Raw genomic sequence first — 19,675 nt, 5'->3', positions numbered from 1 at the left:
GATGCGATGCAACCGGGCGCAACGCGCGCGTCGCGCGCCGCGCCCGGTCGATGCGCGTGTCAGCGCTTGAACGTATCGACGGCCGTGCGGCCGACGGCCGGATCGTCGGTGAAGAAGCCGTCGATGCCCGCGCGCAGGTACGCCTGGATCTCGCGCACCGAGCCTGCCGTGTTGCGCGTGGCCGGTGTGCCGCCGTCCTTCAGCGACGCGGGCAGGAAGTTGTTCTCCGGGCGGAACGTGTACGGATGCACGACGAGGCCGGCCTTGTGCGCGTAGCGCACGTACTGCGTCGGCTGCTGCAGCGTGCCGTCCGCGGCGACCGCGATGATCGACGTCTTGTACGGGCCGACGCCGTTCGCATAGGTCGCGACCTCGCGCATGCCGTCGCGCGTCGACAGGTCGCCGTAGGTGCGCTTGTCGTTCGCCTTCACGAAGTCGTACGGGCGCTGGCCGGCTTCGTCCATCAGCTGCACGAGCTTCCAGTTCGGCTGGCTCGACTTGATCCGGTTGCGGATCGCCTTCAGGTTCGCGACCTCGAACGACTGGATGTAGACGGTCGCGGTGCGGGCCGTGTACGAATCCTTCAGCAGTGCATCGACGAGGCGGTCCTCGAGCGGCAGGCCGATCGACTGGAAGTAGGTCGGGTGCTTGGTTTCCGGATACAGGTGGATCGTGCGGCCGGTCTGTGCGGACATCTGCTTCGCGAGCGCGACGATCTCGTCGAACGTCGGAATCTCGAACTGGTCGTTGTACGCGGTGTTCGCGGGGCGGACCTGCGGAATGCGCTCGCGGGCGCGCAGCGTCTTCAGCTCGGCGAGCGTGAAATCCTCGGTGAACCAGCCGGTCAGCTGCGCGCCGTCGATCGTCTTGGTTGCCTTGCGGCTCGCGAACTGCGGCAGCGCGGACACGTTCGTCGTGCCCGAGATCTCGTTCTCGTGCCGCGCGACGAGCACGCCGTCGCGCGTCGACACGAGATCGGGCTCGATCACGTCCGCGCCGTCCTCGATCGCCTTGCGATACGACGCCAGCGTGTGTTCGGGGCGCAGCGCGCTCGCGCCGCGGTGGCCGACCACCTGGACCTTCGCGGAAATCGGCTGGGTGGGATCGGACGCGACGTCGTCGTCGCCGCCGCACGCGGCGAGCAGGAATGCGGCGGCACAGGCGAACGGGACGTAGCGCAGGGAGGTCGGGCGCTTGAAGAGCATGTCGGTGAACCTTCGAAACGAGAGTCGGAAAGGGGCGGTCGCTCCGGCGGTGCGGCTGTCGTGCCGTGTCGCACGGAGTCGGATGGGACGCGATCGTCGCACCGAATAATTACATATGTATTACTTCGTCCTTTCCGTTTCTTGTTTTTGGGGCGCGATGTGCGTGGCGGGGCGGTTGACGGCAGCCCGACGGGGGACGCATTCCGGCCGTCCCGGGCAGGCCGCGCGCCGGATGCACTAAACTTGCGGGAATTTTGCATCGCCGTGCCGGGCGGGACGCCCGCCTGGCGCGACGATGCGGCGACTCGCGGGCCGGCGCGGGCGCCCGGCGCCCGTGTGCGTTCGGGGCCCGCGCCGGCCGATTTTTCCCGACCCATGACGACTCGAACCGATTCCGCCTACCTGCTCGGCGACCTGCTGAAGAACGTTTCCCGCTCCTTCTACCTGACGCTGCGCGTGCTGCCCGACGGCATGCGCGACCCGGTCGGCCTCGCGTACCTGCTCGCGCGCGCGGCCGACACGATCGCCGATACGGCGCTCGTTGCGCCCGATCGGCGGGCGGCATTGCTGACCGAGCTGCGCGACGAGGTCGAGCAGCTCGGCGACGGCGTCGCGCTGTCGCATGCGCTCGAGGACGTGACGCGGATGCAGACCGATTCGCACGAGCACGTGCTGCTCGGCTCGATGGAGCCGATGCTCGCGCTGCTGCGCGCGCAGCCGGACGCCGATCGCGCGTCGATCCGCAAGGTCGTCGCAACGCTGACGGCGGGGATGGTATTCGACCTGCGCACGTTCCCCGACGAGCAATCCGGGCGGGTCGCGTCGCTGCGGACGCGCGACGAACTCGACCGCTACACCTATCTCGTCGCCGGCTGCGTGGGCGAGTTCTGGACCGACATGACGGGCATGCACACGCCGGCCGCGCGCGGCTGGAACCTGCCGGACATGGTCGAGAAGGGGATCCGCTTCGGCAAGGCGCTGCAGATGACCAACATCCTGCGCGACTGCGCGAAGGACCTGCGCATCGGCCGCTGCTACCTGCCCGACGATGTGCTGGGCGCGCACGGGCTGAGCGTCGCCGACCTGATGTTGCCCGATGCGTCGGCGCGCGCGCGCGGCGTGCTGGTCGACCTGCTGCGCGTGACGCTGGACCAGTATCGCGACGCGTGCCTGTACACCGTTGCGATCCCGCGCCGCTTCGTGCGGCTGCGGCTGGCATGCCTGTGGCCGATCATGATCGGCCTCGAAACGCTCGAGCTGCTGGCCGGCCATGACGCGTGGCTCGATCCGGCGAAGCCGGCCAAGGTGCCGAGAAAGCGCGTCTACCGGATCATGGCGTCGTCGCTCGCGCTGGTCGGCTCGAACACGGCGATTCGCGCGCGCATGACCGCGCTTTCCGATGCCGTGAGCGCGCATCTCGTGCAGCCGGTCACACGCTGACACTCACCGAACGATGCCGGCGCGACAGGTGCCGGTATCGCCCCTCGGCCCGCGTTCGCCGGGCCGGTTTTCCTGCATCGTCTAAAAACGTTTTCATCATTTCGTTTCGCGAAACGTGGGTGTCATGAACGTCAGCGATCCTTCGCGGCGGCGTGAATCGCGGCGTCAGCCGCGGTCGCGCATTTGTAAGATGTATTTTGCCGAAGGCATCTGACAACATCCGACGGTCGTGTTGCACCCGTAAAAATGTAAAGCTAGGGTTTTCACCGGGAAATGCCGGAAAAGCCCGCCGCGTAAGCGTTTTCAGGTGTTATGTAACTGCTTGGTGAACCCGTGCGTTGCGTCGATCATACGATGACCGACTGCACATGTTGGGAAATGATTGGTAATCCGTCAGAATCGCGTCGGCATGTACTCGCACATGTGTCAGTCATAAAACCACACCAGAAAAGAAATCATTCTTTGAGGACGGAGAATCAATGAAAAAGCGCGTCGCTTTCGCCATGACGGCAGCGGGCCTTGCAGCCGCTGCCGCCGCCCACGCCCAGAGCAGCGTGACCCTGTACGGTATCGTCGATAACGGTCTGGCTTACCAGAACAACGCGGCACCGTCGACCGGTGCGACGAGCGGCGGTCACTCGAAGGTGTCGATGTCCACCGGCGTCTGGGCGGGCAGCCGCTTCGGCCTGAAGGGCAGCGAAGATCTCGGTGGCGGCACGAAGGCGATCTTCCAGTTGGAAGCGGGTGTGAACTCGGCAACCGGTGCGTCGCAATGGGCAGGCGGTATCTTCACCCGTCAAGCATGGGTCGGGATGACGAACCAGGCGTACGGTACGCTGACGGCCGGCCGTCAGTACACGGCGTACTACACGCTGCTGTCGCCGTACAGCCCGACGACGTGGCTGACGGGCGCATACGGCGCGCACCCGGGTGATATCGATTCGCTGGATACCAGCTACCGCGCGAACAACTCGCTCGTCTACATGTCGCCGAAGTTCTACGGCTTCACGGTCGGCGGTTCGTACTCGTTCGGCGGCGTGCCGGGCAGCGTGAACCGCGGCTCGACGTGGAGCGCGGCGGTCCAGTACCTGAACGGTCCGGCAGGCATCGCGGTCGGCTACCAGAAGGTCAACAACTCGACGCTCGGCGGCGGCCTGTGGGGCGACAACTCGACGGTCACGAGCGGCGGCCAGCCGGCCGTGTCGGCGATCAACTCCGGTTATCAGACGGCGCAGTCGCAGCAGCGCATCGGCGTGACGGCCGGCTACCAGTTCACGCCGGCGTGGGACGTGTCGGCGTCGTACACGAACGTCAAGTACACCCCGGGCGTCGGCTCGACGTTCCGCAACTCGGCGATCTTCAACACGGCTGGCGCCGTGCTGCACTGGAAGGCAGCGGCACAGTGGGACTTCGCAGTGGGCTACTCGTACACGGCGGCGACGCAGTCGAACGGCATCACGAGCGCGGCCAAGTACCATCAGGTCACGCTGTCGCAGTACTACAGCCTGTCGAAGCGTACGGGCCTGTACGCACTCGAAGCCTACCAGCACGCAACCGGCAATACGCTGAACAAGGCTGGCGGCATCCAGGTAGCGACGACGCAGATCGGCGACGGCGTGGCAGCAGGTTCGAAGCAGAACCAGATTGCAGTCGGCGTCGGCATGATCCACCGCTTCTGATGTCGCGCGGCGCGCAAGCGCCGCTTGCGGCATGCGGTATGAAAACCGGCCTTCGGGCCGGTTTTTTCATGCCCGCACGATTTGGGCGAATGTCGCGCCGCGATCGCTGCGCCAAACCCGTACCGCGCCATCATTCTGCTTCTATCGCTGCGTCGACCCTGCATGCGCGATTGCTCTGCTTCGATCGCTGGGTCAAACCCGCGCCGCGCGATCACTGCGCTTCTATCGCCGCGTCAAGCCCGCGTCGCGCGATCGCTCCGCTTCGATCGCCGCGTTGAACCTGCACCGCGCACTCACTCCGCCGCATCATCCATCCAGCTTCCCGCCAGCGCCTGAAACAGCGCCGCCGTATCGGCAAGCCGGTCGGCCTGTGCGCGGGTACGGTCGAGCGCCGTCTGCAGCGCCTGTCGCTGAGCGTCGAGCAGGTCGAACGCGCTGATCCCGCCCGCCGCGTAACGGTCGCCGGCAATCGTATTGCTGGCCGCCGCTTCCCGTGCCGCCGTGTCCCGAGCCTGCCATGCGGCAGCGTCATGCTCGACCGCGCGCATCGCGTCGGCCACCTGCTGCAGCGCCTCGAGCACGGTTTCCCGGTAACTCGCGAACGCGGCGTCGTACGCCGCTTCGGCCGCGCGTTTCTTCGCGCGCAGTTCACCGCCGTGAAAGAGCGGCTGCGTGAGACCGAGGCCGACGTTCCACACGTTGAGCCCGCTCACGATATCCGCGATACGTGTGCGCTCCGAGCCGATCCCCGCCGAAACCGAAAAACGCGGATACAGGTTCGCGGTGGCCACGCCGACGTTCGCGCTCGCCTGGTGCAGCACGGCTTCGGCGGCGCGGATGTCGGGCCGTTCGCGTGCGAGCGTCGACGGCAGCGCGACGGGCAGCGTGCGAGGCAGTGCGAGCGCATCCAGCGTGAGGTCGGGCAGCATCGCGTCGGCGGGCGGCGCGCCGAGCAGGATCGCGAGCCGGTGGCCGGACTGCGCGAGGCGGGTCGCGAGCGGCGGCAGCGACGCCTGCGTCTGCGCGAGCAACGCGCGCTGCGCGTGCACATCGGCCTGCGATACGCCACCGGCAGCGAAACGCGCTTCGACTATGCGCAACTGCTGCGTCTGCGCGTCGATCAGCTGCCGCGTGAGCGCGACCTGCTGCGCGAGCGACGCGCGCAGGATCGCGGTGGCGACGACGTTACCCGCGAGCGTCAGGCGCGCGGCGTCGAGCGTATAGGCCTGGTAGTCGACCTGCGCGCGCAGCGCCTCGAGCGCGCGCCGGTTGCCGCCGAACACGTCGAGCACGTACGACACGCTCACCGACGCGTCATAAAGCGTGAACGGCCCCGGGCTCGGCACGCTGGCCGGCAGGCCGAACGCGGTCGTGTCGACCTGCTCGCGCGTCGCGGACAGGTTCGCATCGACTTTCGGCAACATCGTCGCACCGGCTTCGGCCGCATGGTTCTGGCGCGCTTCGTCGAGCCGCGCGCGGGCTTCGGCAAGCGTCGGGCTGTTGCGCCACGCGGTATCGACGAGCCGGTTCAGCGGTTCGGAGCCGAACTGCGTCCACCAGTGCTGCGGAGTGTGTTCGGCCGATGCGAACGTCTGACCATCGCCTGCCGGGCCGGCGGCGGCCGTCGTCGCCGGCGGTTCGCCGCGCGTGTAGCGCTGCGTGGCGGGCGCATCCGGCGCGTGGAAATCCGGCCCGACCGCGCATCCGGCGACGAGCAGCGCGGCGACGGCCAGCGTGCAGGAGCGGGTGGCGTGGAGGGGGCGACGCGAAGCCGGTTTCATCGTGCGGCGCCTAGTCGAGCGTGCGCCGGTAGAAGCGCAACGCGATGCCCATCACGACGACGGTGAACAGCGCGACCGGCCACACGGATGGCCACAGGTCGTTCCAGCCGTTCCCTTTCAGCAGGATGCCGCGCACGAGGCGGTTGAAGTAGGTGAGCGGCAGCAGGTTGCCGATGAACTGCGCCCACTTCGGCATCCCGGCGAACGGGAACATGAAGCCCGACAGCAGGATGTTCGGCAGGAAGTAGAACACCGCGAGCTGCATCGCCTGCAACTGGTTCTGCGCGAGCGACGACAGCGTGATGCCGACGGTCAGGTTCGCGGCGATGAACAGCAGCGCGGACAGGTAGATCGCGAACGCGCCGCCGACGAACGGCACCTCGAACACGAAGCGGGCGGCCGCGAGAATGATCGACACCTGGATCAGCCCGATCAGCACGTACGGGACGATCTTGCCCGTCATCACCTCGAGCGGCCGCACGGGCGTCGCGAGCAGGTTCTCCATCGTGCCGCGCTCGCGTTCGCGCGTGATCGCGAGGCCCGTCATCATCACCATCGTCATCGTCAGGATCACGCCCATCAGGCCCGGCACGACGTTGTACTGCGTGATGCCCTCGGGGTTGTAGAGCCGGTGCAGCACGACGTCGAACGCGGCCGGCCGGCCGTTCAGGTGCGCGAGCGGGCCGGTCAGGTCCTTGTCCGCGACCGGCTGCACGAGGCCGGCGAGCGCGCCGATCGCCGACGCGGTCGCGACGGGATCGGTCGCGTCCGCCTCGACCAGCAGTGACGGACGTTCGCCGCGCAGCAGCCGGCGCGAGAAATCGGCCGGCACGTTCAATACGAACAGCACGTCGCCGCGCGCGAGCGCACGCTGGCCGGCCGCTTCGTCGGGCAGCGTCTCGACGATGTCGAAGTACGCGGAGTTGCGCATCGCGGCGACGAAGCTCCGCGCGAACGGGCTCGCGTCGGCGATGATCACCGCGGTCGGCAGGTGCTTCGGATCGGTGTTGATCGCGAAGCCGAACAGCGCGAGCTGGATGATCGGCACGCCGACGATCATCGCGAACGTCACGCGGTCGCGGCGCAGCTGCAGGAATTCCTTCAGCACGATGCTCCACCAGCGCGCGACCGAGAACGCATCGCGCAAGCGCACCCACGCGTTCATGATGACGCTCCGCCGGGCGGCGCGGATGCGCGGCCCATCATGTAGATGAATACGTCCTCGAGGCCGGTGTCGATCGGCGCGACCTGCAGCGCGGCGGGCCCGCCGGCCTGCGCCGCGACCTGCGCGAGCGTCGCGTCGAGCCGCGCGCGATCGCGGCCGCTCACGTGCAGCGCCGAACCGAACACGACCGTCTGGTCGACGCCCGGCATCGTGCGCAGTCGCGCGGACAGTTCGGCCAGGTGCCCGCCGGTGATCGCGCGGGTCGCGAGCCCCTGCGACGCGACGATCTCCGCCGACGTGCCCTGCGCGAGCAGCTCGCCGTACGCGATATACGCGAGCTTGTGGCAGCGTTCGGCTTCGTCCATGTAGTGCGTGCTGACGAGCACCGAAATTCCCTGGGCGGCCAGCCGGTGCAGTTCTTCCCAGAAGTCGCGGCGCGCGGCCGGGTCGACGCCGGCCGTGGGCTCGTCGAGCAGCAGCAGGGCCGGCTCGTGCAGCATGCAGGCGGCCAGCGCGAGGCGCTGCTTCCAGCCGCCCGACAGCGCGCCCGTGAGCTGGTCGGCGCGGCTCGCGAGGCCGAGCCCGTCGAGTGCGCGCGCGACGGCCGCCTTGCGGTCGGGCATCCCGTACACGCGCGCGACGAAATCGAGGTTCTCGCGGATCGACAGGTCTTCCCAGTACGAGAAGCGTTGCGTCATGTAGCCGACGCGCCGCTTGATCTGCGCGCTGTCGCGCACGATGTCGTAGCCGAGGCAGGTACCGCTGCCCGAGTCGGGCGTGAGCAACCCGCACATCATCCGGATCGACGTGGTCTTGCCGCTGCCGTTCGGCCCGAGAAAGCCGAAGATCTCGCCGCGCGCGACGCGCAGCGACACGTCCTTCACGACATGCTTGTCGCCGAAATGCTTGTTCAGGCGATCGACGTCGATCGCGTACGGGGCGGTGGGCGCGTTCACGGCACCCTCACGGCGACGGGCTGGCCCGGATGCAGCTTCGGCGCGTCGGCCACGGCCGGGCGCGCCTCGATCATGAACACGAGCTTGGTCCGGCTCTCGTTGCTGTAGATCACGGGCGGCGTGTATTCGGCCTCGCTCGACACGTAGGTGATGTGCGCGGGCACGTCGGCCGCACAGCCGTCGCAGTGGATCGCGACGGTGCGCCCCGGTGCGAGCGATGCGATGGCGGTCTCGGGCACGAAGAAGCGCACCTTCAGGTTTTGCGGCGGCAGCATCTGCACGACCGGATTGCCTGCCTGCACCCATTCGCCGACACGGTACAGCGTGTCGTACACGCGCCCGGCGGCGGGGGCGGCGACGCGCTTCTGGTCGAGCTTCCACTGCGCTTCGGCCACGGCCGCCTGCGCGGCGTCGACCTGCGCGGCCTGCGCGGCGACCTGCTGCGCGCGGCCCGGCAGGCGCGCGACGTCGACCTGTTTCCGCAGTTCGCGCATCTGCGCGGCGGTGGTTTGCGCGGACGTGCGCGAGTCGTCGAGCTGCTGCTTCGACAGGCCGCCGGCCGCGTACTGGCGTTCGTCGCGCGCCAGTTGCGCGGCGGCTCGCGCGGCCTGCGCGGTGGCCTGGGCGAGCTGCGCCTGCGTGACCGCGATTTCCGGCGGGCGCTTGCCCGTCTGCAGGTCGGCAAGCTGTGCGCGGGCGGCCGCGAGCTGGTGCTGCGCCTGCAACAGCGCGGCGGTTTCGCTGACGGCCTCGAGCGAGAAGGCCGGCGCGCCGGCGGCGAGGGTCTGGCCGCGCGCGACCGCCAACTGCGTCAGCGTGCCCGATTGCGACGACGACAGGTACACGAATTCGCCTTCGACGTAGCCCTGGTAGGTCGTGCCGTTGTCGGCCGGGCGTCCGCAGCCGGCGAGCACGGCGACCGCGGCAACCGCGGCGACCGTCGCCAGCGGCCGTGCGCGGGGCGGGTTCATGACGGCCTCCGTGGCGAGCGGGCCCGAGCGCGACGCGCGGGGGCCGGCGGCTGCATTCCCGAACCGAGCAGCGCGCGGACGTGCCGGTGCAGCACGTCGCGGTCGATCGGCGGCATGCCGCGCGCGCTTTGCCACAGTTTCGCGGTCGCGAGCGGCAGCATCACCAGCGCGACGATCGAATGGAACAGGAACGCGGGTTCGAGCGCGGGGTTCAGCGTGCCGGCCTGCTGCGCGCCGCGGATGCGTTCGGCGAAGCGCCCGACATGATCGAGCGGAATGCGCCGGACCATCCGTTCGCGCAGCAGCCCGCCTTCGTGGACGATCTCGCGCAGCCAGATCGACGGCAGCCACGGCATGCGGTGCGTGACGTCGAAGAAGCGGTCGACGAGTTCGCTGACGAGCGCGAACGGATCGTCGTCGATCCGCGGCTCGGTCGGTCGCCACACGAACGCGATCGCCTGTGCGAGCCGTTCCTCGACGATCGCGTCGAGCAACCGCTCGCGATTCGTGAAGTAGTAGTGGACCATCGCCGACGTGACGCCTGCTGCGGCGGCGATCTGCGCGACGGTCGTCGCGGCGATGCCGCGCTCGGCGAACAATTGCATCGCGACGTCGAGCATGTGGTCGCGCAGGTCGAAATCGTCGACCGACGGGCGGCGCCCGCGCGGCCTGGCGATGGTGGATTTCGCGTTCATGAAATCGACGCTAATTGATGAGTTAGTTAATTTCAAGGAAGGGTTTTCGACCGGGTTGATCGAGATCAGGCGAGCGTCGAACGGGGGCGCGGGCGGGCCGGGATGTGGCGCGGCGCGGTGCGGCAAGCCGGTAGCGGAGTGTAGGGAGCGGCTAATGCGGAAGCGGCGGAGAAGCGGCGGAGAAGCGGCGGAGAAGCGGCGGAGATGCGGCGGAGAAACGGCAGAGAAACGGCAGAGAAACGGCAGAGAAACGGCAGAGAAACGGCAGAGAAGCGCCGAGGGAAAACCGGCGGGGAGCGGCGGGGCTCAGTAAGCGAAACGCCGGCGAACCCGGTCGCGCAGCGGGCGCACGTGCCTCGACAACGGCACGCGCCCCCGCAAGCGCTTACTGATCGATCGGCGACGTCAGCGGCACGTGTTCGCCGGTCAGCCCGAACACGACGAGCTGCGCGGGTTCGGTCGCGCTCGCGTTGCGCGACACCTGGTGGCGCGAGCCGGGCGCCTCGTACCAGCCTTCGCCGGCGCGGTAGCGGTGCAGCGGGCCGCCGTTCACCTGCGACAGCACTTCGCCTTTCGACACGACCGCGAACACCGAGCCGAGGTGCCGGTGGGCTTCCGAAGCCTGGCCGGGCGCGTAGTCGACGGTCGCGACGACCGCGAGCTTGCCGGGCGCTTCGGGCACGGCCTGCTGCATGATCGTGTGCACGTTGTCGCCGGTGTCGTGTGCATGGGCGGCGGCCGACAGCAGCGCGGCGCCGGCCGCGAGCAATGCGCCGAGGGCGGCGCGACGGAGCGTGGCGTACGTCATCGTCGTCTCCTTACTCGGGCATCTTGCGGAACGCGATCGCGAAGCGATTCCACGTGTTGATCGTCGCGATCAGCATCGACAGGTCGAACAGTTCCTCGTCGGTGAAATGCGGCTTCACGGCCTCCCAGACGGCGTCGGGCACGTGGTTGTCGGCCACCAGCGTCAGCGCCTCGGTCCATTCCAGCGCCGCGCGTTCGCGCTCGGTGAAGAACGGCGTTTCGCGCCACACGACGACGGTCGCGAGACGGCGGTCGGTTTCGCCGTCCTTGCGTGCGTCGGTCGTGTGCATGTCGACGCAGAACGCGCAGCCGTTGATCTGCGACGCGCGCAGGCGGACGAGTTCGGCGAGCGGCTTCTCGATCGAGCTTTTCGCGATGAAGTCCTCGGCGTTGCGCATCACCTTGATGGCGTTCGGGCTGGCGGTATAGAAGTTCAGGCGCGGTTGCATGGCAGGTCCTTTTTCGGTTGGAGCGCACGGTGGCGCGACAGGACCCACTTTAGGATGCAAGCTGGCCTGCTTGAATGGCCAATTTCTGGAAAATTCAGGTAACCAGTGCCGGGCCGCCGATGCTGCCCGAACCCAGCAGGCCGGCGAGCTTCGCAAGCGCCGTGTCGATGCGCAGCGCGTCGATCCCGCCATAGCCGAACAGCAGCCCCGCACTGACCGGCACGGCGACGTGGAATGCCGAGATACCGTACAGGCCGATGTCCAGCTCGCGGGCGGCGCGGACGAGTGCCGCCTCGTCGAGCCCCGGCTTCAGGCGGGCGGCGAGGTGGATGCCGGCGGTCGGCACGATCGCGTCGAACCACGGCGCGAGTTCGCCGCGCAGATGCGCGATCAGCATCTTGCGACGCGCGTCGTAGTGCTTCTGCACGCGCTTCAGGTGCCGTGCGAAGTCGCCTTCGAGCATGAAGCGGGCGAGCGCCGCCTGCGTCAGCGTGCAGGTGTGCCAGTCGACGATCTGCTTCGCCTTGGCCAGCGCGCCGCGCAGCGCGCGCGGCGGAATCGCGTAGCCGATCCGCAGTTCCGGAAAGATCGTCTTCGAGAAGGTGCCGACATACGCGACGAGGCCCGTGCGGTCGAGGCTCTTCAGCGACTCCACCGGCCGGCCCTCGAAGCGGAACTCGCCGTCGTAATCGTCCTCGATGATCACGGCGCGGCGGCGCTGCGCCCATTCGAGCAGCGCGACGCGCCGGTCCAGCGTCATCGGCATCCCGAGCGGGAACTGATGCGACGGCGTCACGTAGACGAGGCGCGCGTCGTCGGGCAACCGTTCCGTCACCAGGCCGTGCGCGTCGACCGGCACCCCGATCACCGTCGCACCGAGCGACGCGAACGCGGCACGCGCGGGCGGGTAGCCGGGATCCTCGACCGCGACCACATCGCCGGGCCGCACGACGACGCGGGCGATCAGGTCGAGCGCCTGTTGCGCGCCTTGCGTGACGAGCACGTCGTCCCAGCCGCACGCGACCGCGCGGCTGAACGCGACGTAACGCGCGATTGCCCCGCGCAACTGCGGATCGCCGGCCGGGTCGTGATACTGGGCGGGGCCGCGCATCTGCTGGCGCAGCGCGTGATGCAGGCAGCGCCGCCACGCGTCGAACGGGAACAGCGTCTTGTCGGTCACGCCGCCGCGGAAGTCGAAGCCGGGCGCATCCCGCGGCGTGGGCATCGCGAGCGCGTCGGGCAGGTCGTTCCACAGCGCGCGGGCATCGACCGCGTCGACGCGCGGCGTGCCGTCGACGAGCGACGGCGCCGACATGGACGCGGCGTGCGGCACGCGCGCGAGGCCGTCGGCGACGAACGTGCCGTCGCCCGCGCGGGTATTCAGGTAGCCCTCGGCCACCAGGCGCTCGAACGCGTCGAGCGTCGTCTTGCGCGAGACGCCGAGCTGTTTCGCGAGGTCGCGCGTCGACGGCAGCCGCGCGCCGCCGGCGAGGCGCCCGTCGACGATCGCGGTGCGCAGTTGCCGGAAGATCTGCCCCGTCAGGTCGTGACGGCCTTCGATGCGGATCGCGATGTCCATCGCAGTGGTTACCTCGGTTGCTGTGATTTCGAGTCGACCAGCATACCGGAAGCCGGCGGCGGCTTGGTGCGGGCTGCGTGGCGGCGTGACGGGATGCCTGTACCGGCCGCCGGAGCGCAAGGAATCGTGCGGAGGCCGGCCGAACCGACCGGGCGGGACACGCCAGTGATCGGCACGACCGGCCCGCATCGCCTGATTGGACCTTGGCCCGCCGCTGCCTTACGATCCACGACAACCTCACACCGGAGCGACTCCATGCTGTCCGAAGACGAACTTGCGCTGCTCGACGCGATCCGCGCCACCGGCAGCCTGTCGCGGGCGGCCGCGCGGCTCGGCAAGGCGCCGTCGACGGTGTCGCACGCGGCGCGCCAGCTCGAAACGCGCTTCGACGCGCTGCTGTTCGACCGGCGCGGCTACCGGCTGCAGCTCACGCCGGCCGGACAGCTGCTGACCGACGAGGCGGCAAGGCTGGCGCTGGACGTCGCGCGGCTGACGCAGCGCGTGCGGCAGGTCGCGAGCGGCTGGGAAGACCGGCTGTGGATCGTCAGCGACGAGGTGCTGGAGTTCGACACGCTGTTGCCCGTCGTCCACGCGTTCGATGCGCTCGATTCGGGCGTGTCGTTGCGTTTCACGCACGAAGTGCTCGGCGGTACCTGGGAAGCGCTGCGCGACGGCCGTGCGGACCTGGTGGTCGGCGCGACCAACGAGCCGCCGGCGATCCCCGGCTTCAAGTGGTTCGAGCTGGGGGCGATGGAGTGGGTGTTCGCGGTCTCGCCGCGCCATCCGCTGGCCGCCGTGAGCGGCGCATTGACGCGAGATGCGATCGGCGCGCACCGGGCGGTCGTCGTCGCCGATTCGTCGCGGCGCGCGGCCGGCCGTGCGTATGGCCTGCTCGGCGGGCAGGCCGTGCTGGCGGTGCCGTCGATGCGCGCGAAGATCCTCGCGCAGCGCGACGGGCTGGGCGTCGGCTGGGTGCCGCGCCGGCGCGTGGCGTCGCTGCTGGCGCGCGGCGAACTCGTGGAAAGACAGACGGCCGATCCGCGCGAGCCGAACCGGCTGTATGTCGCGTGGCACGGCGACCGGGACGGCCGGGCGCTGCAATGGTGGCTCGAGCAATTGCGCGAACCGAGGCTCGCGCAGCGGCTGCTCGACGGCATCGACGTGGCCGGCTGACGCGGCGCGGAACAGCGCGACCGATCCCGCCCGCGCAAACACGTTCGACGATTTCGAACGTGTTCGTCGCGGCCGTCGCACGGCAAGGCCGGGCGCGGCGCGCATCCTGTGTCCACGGTCAACTCACCGGTTCACAGGAGAACATCATGCAACGCTTCGAAGGAAAGACGGTCCTCGTCACGGGCGGCAACAGCGGCATCGGCCTGGCGGCCGCCAGGGCATTCGCGGCCGAAGGCGCGCGGGTCATCATCACCGGGCGCGATGCGCAGACGCTCGAGGCCGCGCGGCAAACGCTCGGCGCGGATGCGCTCGCGATCCGCAACGAGGCCGGCAGCGTCGCATCGGCCCGCGCGCTGGCCGATGCGATCGCGTCGGCGGGGGCGCGGCTCGATGCCGTGTTCATCAACGCGGGCGTCGCGAAACTCGCGCCGTTCGCCGACAGCGACGAGGCCATGTGGGATCTCGTGTTCAACACCAACGTGAAGGGCGCGTATTTCCAGATCCAGTCGCTGGTGCCGCTGCTGAACCGTGGCGCGTCGATCGTGATCAACGGCTCGATCAACGCGCACATCGGGATGCCCGGCTCGTCGGTGTACGCGGCGAGCAAGGCGGCCGTCAATTCGTTCGCGAAGACACTGTCGACGGAACTGCTGCCGCACGGCGTGCGGGTGAACGTCGTGAGCCCGGGGCCCGTGCAGACGCCGCTCTACGGCAAGCTCGGGTTCGACGCGGCCACGCTCGACGAGACGGCCGACAAGATCAAGGGCCTCGTTCCGATCGGCCGGTTCGGCACGCCGGACGAGATCGCGTCGACGGTGCTGCACCTCAGCGCGCCGGAATCGGCGTTCATCGTCGGCGCGGAGATCATCGCGTCGGGCGGGATGGGCTTGCTCTGATCGGCGAGGCCCCGGCGGGGCGGCAACCGCCCGGCGTTGCGCCGGGCGGACAGCCTCCGTCACCGGCGGACGGATCGCGTCCGCGCGTTGCTTCTATCGTGCCGCACAGGCGTCATGCCTGTCGCCGCCGGCTTCGAGCTGCGTCACCGTGAGCCCGGAGAACGTCGCGCGGCCGTGCTCGGCGAACACGGCGACGCGGTCCGCGTCGGGCGGCGGGAAGATCAGGTCGGTGAGCGCCACGCGGCCGCCGTTCGCGAACACTTCGACCGAGCCGCGATCGACGACGATCTCGAGCCGCAACCGCCCGTGCTCGAGCGGCAGATCCACGATGTGTTCGCGGCTGAACGTGCCGGCGAAATTCGCTTCGCCGGAGCGGGAGCGGTCGAGCGTCAGCGTGCGCTTCACGGTGTCGTACACGATCCGGGTGCCGACCGAGCCGTCCGCCGAGCGCCGGACGATCAGGCCGGCACGCGCCGCGTGCCGCGGCTCGATCGTGACGGTGATGCGCTGGACGGTGCCGCGCGTCGCGGGCGACAGCGCGCGTGTCGCGGAGTCGACCGTGAGGTCGCCTTCGTGCACGGCGGGCCGCCCGTCCGCCCATGCGTCGAACGCGGCGGCCGGCGCGACGACGAGCGTCGGTTCGCCGTCGATCGTTTTCAGCGAGAGTTCACGCGGCAGGGTCATCGCGCCGCGCCACGGCGCGGTCGGCACTTTCGCCGCGTAATCCCAGTTGCTCATCCACGCGATCGCGACCGGTCGTGAGCCGGGTGCGCCCGAGAAGGTGCCGGCTGCGTAGAAATCCGCGCCATGGTCGACCCAGTGGAATTGCGCGGGATCGGAACCGGCGGGGGCGACGCGATCCGGCGTAAACGTGCGGCCGTCGAAGTTGCCGACGAAATACATCGCGCCCGAGCCGCCGGCGATCGACCACGGGTTGACGTTGACGATCATGACCCACAGTGTTCGTGCGGGGTCGCCGTCGAGCGGCAGCGGCACGAGGTCGGGCATTTCCCACAGCGCGCCGTCGTGCGGCACGCCCGGCCGCGTGAAGTCGCTCAGGAAATTCCAGTGGATCAGGTCGTCCGAGCGATAGAGCTTCACGACGTGCGCATCGGCGACGACCGTCGTCATCAGCCAGTAGCCGCCCGGCGCATACCACGACACTTTCGGATCGCGAAATTGCTTCGATTCCGGGTCGAGCGTCAGCACCGGATTGCGTGCGTAAGGTTGCCACGTCGTGCCGTGATCGAGGCTGTACGCGAGCGACTGCGCCTGAATGCCCGGCGCGTGGCCGGAGCCCGCCTTGTACACGCTCGTATAAAGCGCGACGAGCGGCGGGTGGCCGGGCGTGCCCAGGCCGGACGTATTGAGCGTGTCGGCGACGATCGAGCCGGAGAAGATTTCCTCCGTCGCGTTCGCGCGCATCGCGACCGGCTGCTCGCGCCAGTGGACGAGATCGGTGCTCGTCGCGTGGCCCCACGACATGTTGCCCCAGTCGTTGCCGAGCGGATTGTATTGGTAGAACAGGTGATAGCGTCCGTTGTCGTAGACGAGCCCGTTCGGATCGTTCATCCAGTTGCGCTGCGGCGTGTAATGGAGCGCGGGTCGCCATTGCGGGGTGCCGTCTTCAGCCGGCGCGTGGCAAGGCGCGGCAGCGACCTGGGTACAGGCCAGGCAGGCGAGCAGCAACCGGGCGATCCGGGCGGAAAAGCGAAAAGACGTCGATATCATGCGGGGTGTCGTGCTTCGCCGTGCAAGGCGGGAAAGAAGGGCGCCTGCCGCTTTCGACGGCGGTGCGCGCAATGGATGGAAGGAAAAAAGAGGAGGCGCGCACGCGACACGCGCGATATGCGCCTCCCTAACCCCGTGCCTTTATCGATGATTGTTATGGTTGGTTATCCCGACTTCACTGGCTGTTGCCGTCGTTGTGGCCGGCGCCCGTCGCGGGCAGGTTCGCCGGAATGTCGCCGTAGCCGCCGAGCCCGCCGCGGCCATACGTGCGATCGACCGCCGTCGACGTTCCGTTGATGCCGACCTTCACCGTCGGCGCGAGCGTGCCGCCGCGACGCGGGCCGATCGCATCGATGAACGACTCGACGAGCCCGCCCGGCATCACGTAGTGCGAATACGACTGGAATTCGCGCGGGTTCTGGTTCGGATCCTGCGAATACGGTGCGCCGGCCGGCGCGGAGAAGTCGGTCGGGTTGCCGAGCACGAGGCCGCTGCCGCCGTTCAGCGGCTGGAAGTCGCTGCGGATGCCGTTGCCGACGAAGCCGTACACGCCGTCCGGGCCGTCGACGCCGGCCGCCATCGTCGTGCGGTGGCTGATCGTGAACAGGTAGTACTTGCCGTCCTTCAGGTAGATCTGCGGGCGCTCGGTCTGGTCGTCGACGCAGTTCGCCGACAGGATCGGCGGCAGGAACTTCCACTCGGTCAATTGCGGGTTCGTCGCGACCGCCAGGCCGACATTGGCCTTTTGATACACTGCGCCCGAATTCATCACCGCGTTGAGATCTTCGCGGTTCGGATCGTTCGGTGCATAGCCGAGATCGGCCTCGGTGCAGGTACGTGCGCCGCGCGGGCCGCCCGTATTGCCTTCGAACACCATGTAGGTCTTGCCCGGATGCGCGGGGTCGGTGAACACGAACGGATCGCGGAACGAGAAGTAGGTGTTCTGCTGGCCGGTCTGGTAGTAGTTGCCGTCCGGTTGCAGCAGCGGCTTGTGATTGTCGAAGCCGGTGAACCACACGTGCGTGTTGTCGGCGTGGATGTTGCCGTCGGCGCGCGTGATGATCGCCTGCGGCGGCGTGATGTCCGCGCCGCCGGGCGCCGAGCGGTTGAACGACGTCGCCGTGTAGTACAGGCTGACGTTGCTGCCGTTCGTGAGGCGCGCGGAGCCCGACCATTCGGCGTTGTTGGTCATCGGTGCGGTGCCGAATACCTTGGCGCTCGCGCCGTCCGGGAACAGGTGGCCGCCCCAGGTCCAGCCGCCGTTGGCGGGGCGCTGCGACGCGGGGATGCCCGCGCGGCGATAGAAGAAGCCGATGCGGGCGTGGACGTGACGGTCGTCGAACGTGTAGCCCGCGTGCGGATCGGCGGTGAGCGAGAAGATCACCTCCCAGCCCTTGTAGCTGAGCTGGTTCGCGTGCAGGTCGGCCAGCGGCCACGTGTCCCATACCCACACGTTCGAGTTGATCAGCGGGAAATCCTGCGGGATGTCCGGCATCGTCAGCGTTTGCGGCAGCGAGTTCTTGTCGGCGCCGGCGGTGTGCGACTGCGCGACGATCTGGCGGATGTCCGCACGCGTCCAGCGCATCGTGAAGTTGCCTTCGGGATCGTAGGCCTGCTGCGTATGGGGTGTGGGCATGGGCGCGCCCGTGCCGCCGGACTGCGCGTGCGCGACGGACGCGAAGGCGGCAAGTGCGCCGCCAGCGAGGAGCAAACGTTTGGTCGTCGTCGGGCGGAAAAGGGGAAAGTATGTCATCTCGTCGTCGTTTCCTGGGAAGGTGAAAGTGAACGGCTGAGTGGGCATCGATGTCCAAACCGGTTTGGATGCTATTTCAAACCGGTTTGGAACGCAAAAGATATTTATTTGACGGTAATCGTTACCAATTGGAAATAATTACCCGGCCGGTGCATCCCGATGTTCGGGCGGCCGGGCGGATCGGCGAATGCGAGGAGTGACGGTGAAGGTGAATCTGAAGGCGCTGTCGGACGCGCTCGGGCTGTCGCGGACGACGGTCAGCCGTGCGCTGAACGGTTACGACGACGTCAGCGAGGCGACCCGCGAGCGCGTGGCGCGGGCGGCACGGGAAATGGGCTATGTGGCGGACCCGACCGCGCGCCGGCTGGCGACCGGTCGTGCCGACATGATCGGGATCGTTTATCCGTTCGGCGCGGGAGACCTCGGCGATCCGCGTTTCGGCGAGGTCGTCGCGGGCATCACCGAGCGGCTCGCGGAACGCAATCTCGATTTCATCATCGCGTCGGCGCGGCCGAATGCGGAACTGGACACCTATCGGCGCATCGTCGAAGGCAAACTCGTCGACGGCCTGATCGTCGCGCGAACGCTGGTCGACGATCCGCGCATCGCGTACCTGCAGGCGAGCGCGTTTCCGTACGTGGCCTACGGCCGGACCCGGATGGCCGAGCCGTATGCGTGGTTCGACTTCGACAACGAAGCGGGCGCGCGGGACGCGGTGCGCCGGCTGACGGGTTTCGGGCACCGGCGCATTGCGATGATCAGCGCGCCGCTTGCCCTGAATTTCGCCGCGCAGCGCCGTGCAGGCTATCTGTCGGCCCTGCGCGAAGCCGGCATCGAGCCGGACCCGGCGCTGCTCGTCGAGTGCCCGTTCACGCACGACGGCGGGCTGCAGGCGGTGCGGGCGCTGCTCGCGCGCGCCGAGCGGCCGACGGCGCTGCTGGTCGACAACAATATCGCGGGCGGCGGCGCGTTTCGGGCGCTGGTGGACAGCTGGCTGCGCCTGGGCGAGGACATGTCGCTGATCGTCTACGACGGCGTGCCGCCGGGCCTCGCGCACCCGCATCGCGTGACGGCGGTCGTGCAGCCGACCGGCCACGCGTCGGGGCGCTCGCTCGCGGAACTGATGCTGCGCCTGCTGGGCGACGGCGTGCGCGAGCACCGGCTCGAGGCACCGGTAATCGAGGCGGGCGACACCGACGGTCCGTTGCGCGACCAGCCGGCGCGGTGAAGGCGAGGGGCGCGAGCACCTGCGGACACCGACGGATCGCGCCCCTCGAGAAAGCCCATGACGACGGCAGGGATGATTACCCGATTACTAGACGACCGGTCTAATTCGCGACTATCATCCGTCCTCGTGAATGCGGCGACGTCCGTGGCGCATGCAAGCAAGACGCG

The 19,675-nt window shown here is 68.7% G+C and carries 16 protein-coding genes; 5 read left to right on the top strand and 11 right to left on the bottom strand.

What is annotated here, in order from left to right; translation table 11 throughout:
- Nucleotides 1–59: 59 nt before the first annotated feature.
- Nucleotides 60–1,205, bottom strand: a complete 1,146-nt coding sequence (locus tag PQB87_RS26880) for a glycerophosphodiester phosphodiesterase (protein WP_489242929.1) — start codon at nucleotides 1,203–1,205, stop codon at nucleotides 60–62.
- 375 nt (nucleotides 1,206–1,580) lie between these two features.
- On the opposite strand from PQB87_RS26880, the gene PQB87_RS26875 reads away from it, so the two are divergent.
- Complete coding sequence (locus PQB87_RS26875) at nucleotides 1,581–2,645, top strand: phytoene/squalene synthase family protein (RefSeq protein WP_165580512.1); 1,065 nt, start codon at nucleotides 1,581–1,583, stop codon at nucleotides 2,643–2,645.
- A gap of 479 nt (nucleotides 2,646–3,124) precedes the next feature.
- Nucleotides 3,125–4,324, top strand: coding sequence for a porin (locus tag PQB87_RS26870; RefSeq protein WP_059683362.1), 1,200 nt, complete (start codon nucleotides 3,125–3,127; stop codon nucleotides 4,322–4,324).
- A gap of 293 nt (nucleotides 4,325–4,617) precedes the next feature.
- Here PQB87_RS26870 and PQB87_RS26865 read toward each other — a convergent pair whose 3' ends face one another.
- The 8 genes from PQB87_RS26865 to pdxR form a co-directional block, all read right to left on the bottom strand.
- Nucleotides 4,618–6,105, bottom strand: coding sequence for an efflux transporter outer membrane subunit (locus PQB87_RS26865; RefSeq protein WP_489242928.1), 1,488 nt, complete (start codon nucleotides 6,103–6,105; stop codon nucleotides 4,618–4,620).
- A 10-nt stretch (nucleotides 6,106–6,115) separates the two neighbouring features.
- Entirely contained in the window at nucleotides 6,116–7,270 is a 1,155-nt protein-coding gene (locus PQB87_RS26860; RefSeq protein ID WP_489242927.1) for an ABC transporter permease, read from the bottom strand.
- Nucleotides 7,267–8,226: an ABC transporter ATP-binding protein gene (locus PQB87_RS26855; protein WP_059683369.1), complete on the bottom strand. Its 960-nt coding sequence runs from the start codon at nucleotides 8,224–8,226 to the stop codon at nucleotides 7,267–7,269. The genes PQB87_RS26860 and PQB87_RS26855 overlap by 4 nt, the downstream gene beginning before the upstream one ends.
- Nucleotides 8,223–9,197, bottom strand: coding sequence for an HlyD family secretion protein (locus tag PQB87_RS26850; RefSeq protein WP_489242926.1), 975 nt, complete (start codon nucleotides 9,195–9,197; stop codon nucleotides 8,223–8,225). The genes PQB87_RS26855 and PQB87_RS26850 overlap by 4 nt, the downstream gene beginning before the upstream one ends.
- Nucleotides 9,194–9,892, bottom strand: a complete 699-nt coding sequence (locus tag PQB87_RS26845) for a TetR/AcrR family transcriptional regulator (protein WP_233343365.1) — start codon at nucleotides 9,890–9,892, stop codon at nucleotides 9,194–9,196. The genes PQB87_RS26850 and PQB87_RS26845 overlap by 4 nt, the downstream gene beginning before the upstream one ends.
- Before the next feature lie 385 nt (nucleotides 9,893–10,277).
- Complete coding sequence (locus PQB87_RS26840) at nucleotides 10,278–10,700, bottom strand: cupin domain-containing protein (protein WP_431208664.1); 423 nt, start codon at nucleotides 10,698–10,700, stop codon at nucleotides 10,278–10,280.
- A 10-nt stretch (nucleotides 10,701–10,710) separates the two neighbouring features.
- Nucleotides 10,711–11,148 carry a carboxymuconolactone decarboxylase family protein gene (locus PQB87_RS26835; protein WP_021159255.1) on the bottom strand — a complete coding sequence of 146 codons (438 nt, stop codon included), beginning with the start codon at nucleotides 11,146–11,148 and terminating at the stop codon, nucleotides 10,711–10,713.
- A gap of 94 nt (nucleotides 11,149–11,242) precedes the next feature.
- Nucleotides 11,243–12,727 (bottom strand): MocR-like pyridoxine biosynthesis transcription factor PdxR, encoded by a 1,485-nt coding sequence (gene pdxR / locus PQB87_RS26830; protein WP_153489626.1) that lies wholly within the window; start codon nucleotides 12,725–12,727, stop codon nucleotides 11,243–11,245.
- 255 nt (nucleotides 12,728–12,982) lie between these two features.
- Between pdxR and PQB87_RS26825 the strand changes: the two genes are divergently transcribed.
- Entirely contained in the window at nucleotides 12,983–13,900 is a 918-nt protein-coding gene (locus tag PQB87_RS26825; RefSeq protein ID WP_021159253.1) for a LysR family transcriptional regulator, read from the top strand.
- A gap of 146 nt (nucleotides 13,901–14,046) precedes the next feature.
- Nucleotides 14,047–14,796, top strand: coding sequence for an SDR family oxidoreductase (locus PQB87_RS26820; protein ID WP_027791472.1), 750 nt, complete (start codon nucleotides 14,047–14,049; stop codon nucleotides 14,794–14,796).
- A 93-nt stretch (nucleotides 14,797–14,889) separates the two neighbouring features.
- Here PQB87_RS26820 and PQB87_RS26815 read toward each other — a convergent pair whose 3' ends face one another.
- Both PQB87_RS26815 and PQB87_RS26810 read right to left on the bottom strand, forming a co-directional pair.
- A complete protein-coding gene (locus tag PQB87_RS26815; protein ID WP_489242924.1) occupies nucleotides 14,890–16,527 on the bottom strand; it encodes a glycoside hydrolase family 32 protein in 1,638 nt (545 codons plus the stop codon).
- A gap of 175 nt (nucleotides 16,528–16,702) precedes the next feature.
- Nucleotides 16,703–18,280, bottom strand: a complete 1,578-nt coding sequence (locus PQB87_RS26810) for a glycoside hydrolase family 68 protein (protein WP_489242923.1) — start codon at nucleotides 18,278–18,280, stop codon at nucleotides 16,703–16,705.
- A 187-nt stretch (nucleotides 18,281–18,467) separates the two neighbouring features.
- Between PQB87_RS26810 and PQB87_RS26805 the strand changes: the two genes are divergently transcribed.
- A complete protein-coding gene (locus tag PQB87_RS26805) occupies nucleotides 18,468–19,508 on the top strand; it encodes a substrate-binding domain-containing protein (RefSeq protein ID WP_489242922.1) in 1,041 nt (346 codons plus the stop codon).
- The last annotated feature ends 167 nt before the right edge of the window (nucleotides 19,509–19,675 follow it).

This window comes from Burkholderia sp. KL41 (assembly GCF_057005415.2).
The sequence above is the reverse complement of the archived record's forward strand: the minus strand, read 5'-3'. Positions and strand labels throughout refer to the sequence as shown.

What these genes read in the sequence shown, in the direction of transcription:
- PQB87_RS26880 (WP_489242929.1), bottom strand. Translation starts at nt 1,205, where the DNA reads ATGCTCTTCAAGCGCCCGACCTCCCTGCGCTACGTCCCGTTCGCCTGT.
- PQB87_RS26875 (WP_165580512.1), top strand. Translation starts at nt 1,581, where the DNA reads ATGACGACTCGAACCGATTCCGCCTACCTGCTCGGCGACCTGCTGAAG.
- PQB87_RS26870 (WP_059683362.1), top strand. Translation starts at nt 3,125, where the DNA reads ATGAAAAAGCGCGTCGCTTTCGCCATGACGGCAGCGGGCCTTGCAGCC.
- PQB87_RS26865 (WP_489242928.1), bottom strand. Translation starts at nt 6,105, where the DNA reads ATGAAACCGGCTTCGCGTCGCCCCCTCCACGCCACCCGCTCCTGCACG.
- PQB87_RS26860 (WP_489242927.1), bottom strand. Translation starts at nt 7,270, where the DNA reads ATGAACGCGTGGGTGCGCTTGCGCGATGCGTTCTCGGTCGCGCGCTGG.
- PQB87_RS26850 (WP_489242926.1), bottom strand. Translation starts at nt 9,197, where the DNA reads ATGAACCCGCCCCGCGCACGGCCGCTGGCGACGGTCGCCGCGGTTGCC.
- PQB87_RS26845 (WP_233343365.1), bottom strand. Translation starts at nt 9,892, where the DNA reads ATGAACGCGAAATCCACCATCGCCAGGCCGCGCGGGCGCCGCCCGTCG.
- PQB87_RS26840 (WP_431208664.1), bottom strand. Translation starts at nt 10,700, where the DNA reads ATGACGTACGCCACGCTCCGTCGCGCCGCCCTCGGCGCATTGCTCGCG.
- PQB87_RS26835 (WP_021159255.1), bottom strand. Translation starts at nt 11,148, where the DNA reads ATGCAACCGCGCCTGAACTTCTATACCGCCAGCCCGAACGCCATCAAG.
- pdxR (WP_153489626.1), bottom strand. Translation starts at nt 12,727, where the DNA reads ATGGACATCGCGATCCGCATCGAAGGCCGTCACGACCTGACGGGGCAG.
- PQB87_RS26825 (WP_021159253.1), top strand. Translation starts at nt 12,983, where the DNA reads ATGCTGTCCGAAGACGAACTTGCGCTGCTCGACGCGATCCGCGCCACC.
- PQB87_RS26820 (WP_027791472.1), top strand. Translation starts at nt 14,047, where the DNA reads ATGCAACGCTTCGAAGGAAAGACGGTCCTCGTCACGGGCGGCAACAGC.
- PQB87_RS26815 (WP_489242924.1), bottom strand. Translation starts at nt 16,527, where the DNA reads ATGATATCGACGTCTTTTCGCTTTTCCGCCCGGATCGCCCGGTTGCTG.
- PQB87_RS26810 (WP_489242923.1), bottom strand. Translation starts at nt 18,280, where the DNA reads ATGACATACTTTCCCCTTTTCCGCCCGACGACGACCAAACGTTTGCTC.
- PQB87_RS26805 (WP_489242922.1), top strand. Translation starts at nt 18,468, where the DNA reads ATGCGAGGAGTGACGGTGAAGGTGAATCTGAAGGCGCTGTCGGACGCG.